Consider the following 9,222-nt stretch of genomic DNA (forward strand, 5'->3'; position numbering starts at 1 on the left):
GGCTGCCTCCACGGCGGCCGCCAGGGCGTGGGACCGGGGCTACCCCGTGACCATGATCCACCCCGAGCTACGCCGATTCAGGAGGACCACGTGAAGCACACCCACGGCCCGAACTTCGGGCGCAAGGTCGACGGCTGCGGCCGTTGCGACGAACTCGCGGCCGGAGCTGAGCCCGTCCGCTGGAACGGATCCGCCCGCAGGGATGAGGAAGAGCGCCGGATCGCGGAGATCCGCGCCCACGACTGCCGCACATCCGGATGCGGCCCGGTCTGCACCTTCGGTGACTGGTGACCCAACCGCCGCTCCTGACCCGAACCCGATCGGAGAACCCCATGTTCGACAGCACGTACACGAGCACGTCGCCTGAGGAGATCCGCGTGATCTTCGACCGCCTTCACCCGTATCTGCCGCCGAACCTGAAGAAGGTGGAGCCGCACCCCTCCGGCTTCGGGCTGTCCTTCACTTTCACCCCGCCGTTCACCGGCCGCGAGGAGGAGCCGTTCAAGCCCGTCGCCGCGTACGACGACCCCCGCCTCTCCTACGTTTCCCAGACGGAAAACGAGGCCGAGCACCTCCTCCGCCGACAGGCCGGCCTCGTCCTGGACGACGTCTACCAGAGGGCGCGGGAGCAGTGGAGGGACGCCGCCTACATCAGCGACCTGAGGGCCGCGATCCATGAGGCACCCGCCCTCTGGAAGACCTACCAGCACGAGCTGAAGGCGCTGGGATCGGCGTACGACTACCTGCGCACGCCGGAGGCCGCCCGGGAATGGGCGCCCGCAGTCTCCCGACTGATCGACGCTCAGGACCGCACCCGGACCGCAGCCACCGCCTTCGACCGCGAGGCCGCAGAGATCGCCCGGGTGCACGAACGGCACCTCTACGCCGACCTGGGCCACACGGCGGCCCTGACGGCTGCCGGATACCCGGAGGCCGCGGAATGGCCCATCGCGGAGGCCGACAGCTACGGACAGTCCCACTACAGCGACTGGGACACACACCCCCCGCTCGCCGAGCAGATCCGCCGCCTCATCGAGCAGCAGGACACCCACCTCGCCAAGATCCGGCGCCTGTCCGGAACCAACACCAACTGACTCTCTCCCACCGGAGGAATCGACATGCGACTCATCTACCTGCTCGGCATGTGCGGCCCCCTCGTCGTCTTCGTCATCGTCTCGCTGGCGCGCTGAGCCCGCACCAAGGAAGGAACACAGACATGGGAATGCCTGACATCCCGGAGCGCTTGCGCCAGCCGCGCGGGGCAGTGCTCACCGGCCTGAGTGTGATCACTCTGGCCGTGGCCATCCTGTCGGTGGCCGTCACCTACGACATCCTGGAATCGAAGTTCGGCGGGTGGGCGATTCCCACCGTGGTCGCGCTGGACGCCCTGTGGGTGATTTTCCAGGCGACGGAGATCCTGGCCGGTAACAACCGGCCCCGCGCCCGGCGGGTCCAGTGGGCCGGGCTGGCACTCACCCTCATCAACGCCGCCATCCCCACCGCGCACCTGATCCTGGCCACCCGGAACGGCGCCCCCCTCGACCTGGCCGTGGTCATCACCCCCGTCGCGATCATCGCGACGAAGGGCGCCTGGTGGTGGGCACTGCCCAGCCTTGGACGGCCCGTATCGGAGACGACGCGGGGCAAGCTCGCCGTCAAGCGCCAGGACGTCGCCGACCGCCTGGAGGAGATGGAGGCGGAGGCCGCGCACCGCATCGAGCTGCTGGCGCTCGCCACCACGCTGGAGACGCGCGTCGCGGAGGCCGAGACGGACTACCGAGTGGCCATTCTCAAGGCGCAGCAGACCATGACCGAGCAGTTGCACGGCCAGGCTGTGACGACCGAGAAGACCATCGCGGAGAAGTTGCTCCCGGCGTCGGTTTCGGCGATCCGCCTGCCGGTACTGGAGGAGTGGGAGCCGACCGCGCCCGCCCTGCCCGGCACAGTGCCCGGCACGCTCGCCCTCACCGGTTCCGGCGCAGGCACGCAGGTCAACGACCCTGCGAGTGAATCCGGCACACCTGGCGGCACACCCCAGGATCCGACCGTCACGCCCGGCGGCACACCCGAGGAGCGGGCGGCACGTGCCGCCGCGCTCGCCGAACTCGCGGCCGTGGCCGGTGTGCCGGTCCCGGAGCCCGACGTACCGCTGAGTGACGGACAGCTGGACGTCGCCCTGCGGCACCTGCGCTACGTCGATGACCCGCCGCAGTCCTACCGCCAGGCCCGCGATGAATTCCGCGACCTCGGTTTCGTCGGCTCCGAGCGGCGCGTACGTCGCGCCTGGGCCGAACTGATGGAGAAGGAGGCGGAAGCCGCCGGCCCGCAGACCGACAGGGACGGCGGCGCCGAGCAGACCGAGGAGGCGGAGGAGACCTCCGAGGAGGCGGGCGCCTGACCTGCGCACACCCGGACACGTGTCCGGCACCACCGATGCGGCCCAGCCAGGAACGACCTGGCTGGGCCGCTTCGCGACTGCCGGAAACAGTTGCAGTCGAGCAGTGCAAACCCCGGCGAGTGAACCGGCGAGCGAGCCTTAGGGCCGCAGAACCGCAGAGCAGAACCGGAGTTCAGTACGAAAATCGTAATTGCAAGATCCAGCAAAAGCGTTATGCTTTGCAAATTCTTGAGCTCTCGCAGAGCAAGGAGGAGGGGGATGTGACCAAGAAGAAGAAGGCCGAGGCCGAGGAAGACCTGTACGGGCAACTGGCAGGCGCGATCGGCGGTCTGTGCATCGCGGCTGGTGTCCTGGCCGCCATCAAGGACAAGCTGGGCCTGTCCTGGCCGGCCACCGTGGCCGTCGCGGTCGGGGCGCTCATCGCCCTCGGATACGCGGCCTGGTGGATCCGCACTCGCGTCCGCCGCTTCCTGGCCGACAAGCAGCCTGCGGCAGCCCAGCGTCAGCAGGAGGCCACAGGGGACGCAGCAGACGCTCAGGAGGAAGCTTCGGGGCCTCCGGTCCACACGGAGCTCACCACCGTGCTGAGTCGCGCCGGAGCCATCGGGAGGGACGAGGTGATCCTTGACGCCGACGTCACCGTCAAGCAGCTCGACGTCGGCACCATGTACCGCTTCCTCCTCCCGCCGCGCGGCACGTTCGAGAACGTCGCCACCAAGCTGGGTCCCATCGCGTCGATGTTCGGCGTCACTCGGCTCCACCTCAAGGCGGAACGCAGCCGGAAGAACGAGCGGCAGGTGCGGCTCCTGGTCCTGAAGGAAGAACCCTTCAGCCGCGAGTTTCCCGCTCCGACGCGGGAGGAAATCGCCGCATTCTCCGGGGTGCCGATGGGGCACGACGTCACCGGAAAACTGGTCGGAGTCCCTACCTTCGACAAAGCGTCTTTGCTTGTCGGCGGTATGACGCAGACAGGGAAAACCACCCTGGTCAACGGCATCATTACATGCCTGCTCATCGCATATGGCGATTTCGATCTGTACTTGCTCGACGGGAAGCTGTGCGGGCTCACAGAGTTTCAGAAAGTCGCCGTCCGGTACGAGGCATCCGATGATCCGGCCGTCCTGGAAAGCATGCTCGATGAGCTGAATTCCCGCGTGGATGACCGGTACGCGAAAATGCAGGAAGCCAAGCGGAATCGGCAGCCTGCACCCGAATTCAAGCCGGTGTTCTTCGTCATCGACGAGGCCGCCGACTTCTACGTCGATGACGGAAGCAAGGAATCGCAGGAAACCGTTCGGCAGAACGTGGACAAGTCGCGGAAACTGGTCTCCAAATCCCTGGAGTCCGGAATCTCCACCATCATGATGACCCAGCGTCCGTCCAACGACGCAATCCCGGTCAAGGTGCGCGCGCAGTTCCTCTACCGTCTCTGCCTCTACGTGGAATCAAAGGGCACCGCGAAAGTGGCGCTCGGAGATTCCTACTTTGAGACGATGGCCCCCATTCACCCCGCGTTCCTGGACGCAAGCATCAAGGGGCAGGCGGTCCTTTTCGCCAAGGGGGTTTCCACGCTCATTCGAGGGTTCAATTTCCGGAACGAGTTCATGTGGGGCGTCGTGGATGAAGTCCTCGCCAGACAGCATCAGGCGATCAGCGAGGTACCGGAAACTCCGCTCACGCGAGCCATTGCCCTCATTCAGGAACGGGGAACCGAGTTCATGCCCACGGCAGAACTGGCCCCGCTCCTTGAAATCACAGAAACGGCGCCCAGCATGCAGGGAAGGAAGCTTTCCAAGCTGCTTGGTGTACCTCCCGGAAAGGACGAGAAAGGCGTTGTGCGCGGCTACTGGGTCAACGATCTTCTGGCCGTTGCCAAGGCCGGCGCGTGACCTTCACGGGTCCCGCTGGGTGACCGCTGAACATCCGCTGAGAGGCCGCTGGGATCCGTCCAGCCTCCGCTGGCCGGACGGATCCCAGACAGACTCCAGCGGATCCCCAGCGGACACCAAAACATGCGCTGAACTGCAAGAACATCGCGAAGAGCCAAGCAAGGAAGGAGATCCGCTTTGCGAGCCACTTCAGCCGTCTCGATCGGCTTAGGAGCCACCGCGGCCGTGGTCGTTGGCGCGCTCGTCCAGGCGACCGGCGCCGGATCAGCCGGCGGCGGGCTCGGGTCGGCGCTCGGCATGTCCGTCCCCGCCGAATACCGGGGTCTGATCGAGGAGGCCGGAAATACCTGCCCCGACGTCAGCCCGAACCTGCTGGCCGCGCTCATCACGCAGGAATCCGGCTTCAACCCGAAAGCGTCATCGCCAGTCGGCGCGCAAGGCATCGCGCAGTTCATGCCGTCCACGTGGGAAAGCCACGGAATCGACGGAAACGGGGACGGTAAGCGGGACGTATGGGATCCCGAGGATGCCATCCCATCGTCCGCGAAATACCTGTGCACGGTCGCCAAGGAAGTGAAAGACGTTCCCGGCGACAGGCAATCCAACATGCTCGCCGCCTACAACGCAGGGAGCGGCAGAGTCCGGGCAGCCGGAGGCGTACCCGAGATCGAGGAGACACAGAACTACGTCAAATCGATCAACGCACTCGCCAATAAGCCCAGCGGCGGAAAAACCGCCACCACCACCCAGGCCGCTACCGCAGTCAATGCCGCAGAAAGCAAAATCGGCACCCCCTACTCATGGGGTGGTGGAAACGCCAACGGCGCCTCAACGGGCATCTGCTGCTCCCCCAACGGGAGCTCCGGAACGAACGTCACCGGATTCGACTGCTCCGGTCTCGTCCTCTACGCCTACGCGCAGGCCGGTATTTCGATGCCTCGCACAGCAGCCGCGCAATTCGCGGCATCCGAACCCGTAACACCCGGACAGATGCGCCCCGGCGATCTCGTTTTCTACGGATCGAGCGCCGCCAGCATTCACCACGTCGGGATCTACGTCGGGGGCGGCTGGATCATCAACGCCCCCAAACCCGGCACCAACGTCCGGTATGACCCCATGGACATGATGTCCGACCTGTATTCCGTCGCACGCCCCGTACCCTCCAAGGAGATCTGAAATGCGCAAGCTCACCTTCGCCGCCGGTAAGGACCTGTCCACGGGCTTCACCGACTTTTTCGACACCATCGGCATCACCGGCAGCGGTCTCGTCACCAAGGGAATTGCCGCAGTGATCGCCATCATTGCGGTCCGCATGCTCCTCCAGCTCAGCAACGACCCCAAGGGCGCCCTGCGGAAGGGAGGACTGGCGATCGGAACCCTTTTCGTCGCGGTCGTCCTGGCGATGTACGGCGACAGTCTTTTCTCTACCGTGACCAGCCCGAAGAGCTGATCTAGATGCCGGACACCAACCCCTGCGACCAGATCAAGGGTCAAGCCCGGGAGTTCTGTGATCGCAGCCTCGATGACGGCACCACCGCCCCGGACGACAACCTCATCCCACCAGACGGCGGGGTCACCGACACAGCATCCCAACTCGTCAAAGACCTCGCCAAAGGCCTCTGCGACACAGTCAGCGAGCTGGTCGCCCCGAAGAAGCTGTCAGCACCGGTGACGCCCAAAGACTGGTCTTACGAGCCGTTCGTCTGGCTGGGGGAGCACATCGCCATCGCGATCTGCATCTGCGTCGTCGTGATGTGCGCCCTGACCGCATGGCAGGGCCTGCCTCGGCTCCGGCAGATGGGCGCTTCAACGGGATGGACGCTCGTGGCCATCGCGGGGATGGCGTCGGTCCCCGGGGTGATCATGCAGTTGAACCTGGCTGTGAGCCGTGCGTTCACAACCGCGTTCAACTCGGATGAGGCGTCGCTCTTCGGTTCGATCCAGGAGCACCTGGAGAAGGGGGGCGACGCGGGAAATCCATTGGCGCAACTGCTGATCATCTCTGCACTGGTCGTGCTCCTGGCGTTCGCCGGCCTCGTGTTCATCGCCCGGCAGCTCGGCACCCTGGCGTTCGTGTGCGCGGCGCCGCTGGTGCTCGCCTCGCTCGCTCGCGGCGGCGACACCACCGCCGTCCGAGCCTGGCTCAACCGGCTGCTCGGGCTCCTCTTCACCCCCATGGTGCTCCTGCTCGTCAGCCCGTTCATTCCGCTGACCAAAGGGTCACTCGTCCTGGATACCGTGCTGCTGCTCGCCGTGTGCGCGCTCATGCTGCGCATGATCTTCCACGGCGTGCCGTACGTCGGTCCGAGGATCGCGGGCGCTGCCCGCAGCGCGATCGAGAGCCGCACGACCAGCCCGGTCGCCCGGGCCATCATGCGGGGTGCTGTCCCGGACGTGTACGAGCAGGAGAACGGGCCGCGCGGGTTGCGCACGGTCCCGACCCCGGGCCGGGCGGTGCACCAGGACCGCGGAGTGCTCTACGCCGCGTACGGCGTCCCGCACCGCCCCCGGCCGGGACGGTTGACCACCGCCTCCACCATCAAGCAGGTGAACGAGGGAGCCGCGCGGCACGCGCAGCTCACCGAGGCACGCCGCCAGGCGCGCACGGCCAATCAGCCGGGGGCGGCGAATCTGCAGCCCCGCCAGCCGGGGCCTGTGGTCCCGCCCCCGGTGGGTCGGCCACCGGCCGCCAGCCCGCAGCCGGCGCCCGCACCCAACCGGCCGCCCACCCCGTAGGACCGGCTGACGATCCGGGCCGCGACGCTCGCCACGGCGAGCGTCGCGGCCCGCCCCATTCATGAGAGGACGTCCCGTGTACTCCCTGACCCCCGGCTACCGCATTCCCGCCCTCCAGCGCGGACTCAGCCCTATGGAAACGATGCTGACCAAGGCGAACGTCGGGGTCGGCAGCGCGGCGTTGCTGTCGGGCATGCTCACCACAGCACCGCCCCTCTGGGCGTTCGGCGCGGTCGGCGCGGCCGGCGTACTGCTCAACGTGGCGCCCGGCCCGCGCTCGATCGCCCGATGGGCCGCTGTCGGATACCGGCGAGTCCGCGAGCGCACTGCGCCCGACGCCATGACCACCCCGCCCGGGACCACCCGGACATGGGCGCTGTATCCGCAGCACGGCACCATGCAGGACGCCTACCGCCGGGCGCAGTTTCACGATGCGTTCTCGCGGGCCCTGGTCTTCGCTGGGAGCCAGGCGCGTACTGCGGGGATTCAGGTGCACGTCACGCATCACGCCGATGTGCGCGCGACCACCGAGCACACGCAGACGATCTCCATCCATGTTCCTAGGGGCCTGGCCCCGGCCCGTGTCGTCGACACTCTGGAGGCGGAACTCGCGGCCCTCGGTGACCTGACGCCCCTCGACCCGGAACCGGTTCTCGATGTGGTCGGTCGGGGCTCGGGCTGGGTCGAGCTGGAGGACGGCCGTTACGCGGCAACGGCGCGGATCACTTCGTGGCCGGCCGAGACGGACGGTGACCTCATGCCCAAGCTGCTCCTCGGGCAGACACAGGACCGCTCGATCGCGGTGCTCTACCGGCCGCTGCCACTGCGGCAGTCCCGCCGGTCGGCGAAGTATCAGAAGGCGATCGGTGAGGCCGTCCTCACCGACCAGATTCAGGCCGAGTCGCACGAACTCGCCAGCGGCAGCACACAGGGCGCGCTGGTGCAGGGCGCGACGCTCGTGGACATCGACGCCTACCTGACGGTGTGGGGCGACAGCCCGGAGGCCGTCACCGAAGCCCGCCGGGAAGTCGGTCTCACGGCCGACCGGCGCCGCATTTGCCTGGACTGGCTGTCCGGCCAGCAGCACCGCGCCCACGTCATGACCACCCCGCACGGAGCCTCGACACGGAAAGGGGCGATCCTCTAATGATCCGTCTGCCCTCCACCCACGCCGCGATCACTGCCCCTTTGGTCGTCTCAGGCGCCGATTTCCCCGGCATTCTGCTCGGGCGGTCCCTGCTGGACAACCGGCCCTTTCGACTCTCTCCGGTCCTTACCGACGACAGGGCGCTCCCCTCGACGAACAGCGTCGCGCTGGGCGGTCTCGGCTCCGGCAAGTCCACGACGGCGAAGATCAGGATCGGCCGAGAGGTCCCCAACGGCCACCAGGCCGTCGTCATCGACACCTGGGGAGAGAGGAATCAGACCGGCGGTGAACACGTCGGTGAATGGGCGGCGATCACCCGGCATCTGGGCGGCCTCGTCATCGACGCCAGCAAGTTCACCCTCAACCCGTGCTCACCGCTCTTTCCGTACCCGGTACGCGAGCAGTTGATCCGGCAGTTGATCGTCGCTGTGGAGCCGGACGCCTTGGCAACCGAGGCCGCGTACGCTCTCCAGCACGCGATGAACAGCCCCAAGGCCACCTCGCTGGGTGGTCTCGTGGACGCCCTGACCCATCCGGAAGACGGCCAGTGGCCGGCGGCCGAACTCGCTGTCTGGGGACGAAAGGCCGCGATCGCCCTGTCCCGCTACACCCAAGGGAGCCTGCGCGGGCTCTTCGACGGCCAGGACGCCGAGCTGCCCCCCACTGACCTGCCGATCATCTCGTTCGACTTCACGCGCCTGGACCGCAACTCCCCCGCGATTCCGTCGCTGATGGCTGCGGTGACGTGCTGGGTGGAGCACGTGTGGCTGCCCCAGTCGACCGCCGTGCACCGGCACATCGTCCTGGAGGAGGCGTGGCAGATCCTGCTGTCCCCCGCGACGAGCGAGCTGATTCAGCGGCTCCTGAAGAACTCGCGCAAGGATGCCCTGTCCGTTGACGCTGTGATGCACACGCTGTCTGACCTCGGCGACGGCAAGGCAAAGGACCTGGCCAAGCTGGTTGAGGTCTTCCACGTCGGCCGCCTGGGACCGAAGGAAGCCGAAGAGGTTGGCGCGCTGCTGGGCCTGCCGCGTTGGGCCATCGACCACATT

Annotated in this window: 9 protein-coding genes; all 9 read left to right on the forward strand. The window is 67.1% G+C overall.

The features are described from left to right. The first annotated feature begins 90 nt into the window (after positions 1-90). Positions 91-291, forward strand: a complete 201-nt coding sequence (locus VN520_RS33805; protein ID WP_325750768.1) for a hypothetical protein — start codon at positions 91-93, stop codon at positions 289-291. Between the two features lie 41 nt (positions 292-332). After that, positions 333-1,094 (forward strand): hypothetical protein, encoded by a 762-nt coding sequence (locus tag VN520_RS33810; RefSeq protein WP_325750769.1) that lies wholly within the window; start codon positions 333-335, stop codon positions 1,092-1,094. A gap of 122 nt (positions 1,095-1,216) precedes the next feature. Further along, entirely contained in the window at positions 1,217-2,398 is a 1,182-nt protein-coding gene (locus tag VN520_RS33815) for a hypothetical protein (RefSeq protein ID WP_325750770.1), read from the forward strand. A gap of 260 nt (positions 2,399-2,658) precedes the next feature. After that, on the forward strand, positions 2,659-4,287 hold the full coding sequence (locus VN520_RS33820) for an FtsK/SpoIIIE domain-containing protein (protein ID WP_325750771.1): 1,629 nt from the start codon (positions 2,659-2,661) through the stop codon (positions 4,285-4,287). 225 nt (positions 4,288-4,512) lie between these two features. Then, the gene (locus tag VN520_RS33825) at positions 4,513-5,463 is read left to right on the forward strand and encodes a bifunctional lytic transglycosylase/C40 family peptidase (RefSeq protein WP_325750772.1); all 951 of its coding nucleotides are present in this window, start codon (positions 4,513-4,515) and stop codon (positions 5,461-5,463) included. Between the two features lies 1 nt (position 5,464). Continuing rightward, positions 5,465-5,737, forward strand: a complete 273-nt coding sequence (locus VN520_RS33830) for a hypothetical protein (protein ID WP_325750773.1) — start codon at positions 5,465-5,467, stop codon at positions 5,735-5,737. 5 nt (positions 5,738-5,742) lie between these two features. Next, complete coding sequence (locus tag VN520_RS33835; protein ID WP_325750774.1) at positions 5,743-7,023, forward strand: hypothetical protein; 1,281 nt, start codon at positions 5,743-5,745, stop codon at positions 7,021-7,023. A gap of 76 nt (positions 7,024-7,099) precedes the next feature. Continuing rightward, positions 7,100-8,170: a hypothetical protein gene (locus VN520_RS33840; protein WP_325750775.1), complete on the forward strand. Its 1,071-nt coding sequence runs from the start codon at positions 7,100-7,102 to the stop codon at positions 8,168-8,170. Next, positions 8,170-9,222, forward strand: a 1,053-nt coding sequence (locus VN520_RS33845; RefSeq protein ID WP_325750776.1) for a hypothetical protein, incomplete at its 3' end; no start/stop codon positions are given. The genes VN520_RS33840 and VN520_RS33845, both read left to right, overlap by 1 nt.

Source organism: Streptomyces sp., from assembly GCF_035563135.1.
GTDB lineage: Bacteria > Actinomycetota > Actinomycetes > Streptomycetales > Streptomycetaceae > Streptomyces.

Bases quoted from the DNA above. Each gene is read 5' to 3' on its own strand.
- VN520_RS33810 (WP_325750769.1), top strand. From the start codon at position 333: ATGTTCGACAGCACGTACACGAGCACGTCGCCTGAGGAGATCCGCGTG.
- VN520_RS33815 (WP_325750770.1), top strand. From the start codon at position 1,217: ATGGGAATGCCTGACATCCCGGAGCGCTTGCGCCAGCCGCGCGGGGCA.
- VN520_RS33830 (WP_325750773.1), top strand. From the start codon at position 5,465: ATGCGCAAGCTCACCTTCGCCGCCGGTAAGGACCTGTCCACGGGCTTC.
- VN520_RS33835 (WP_325750774.1), top strand. From the start codon at position 5,743: ATGCCGGACACCAACCCCTGCGACCAGATCAAGGGTCAAGCCCGGGAG.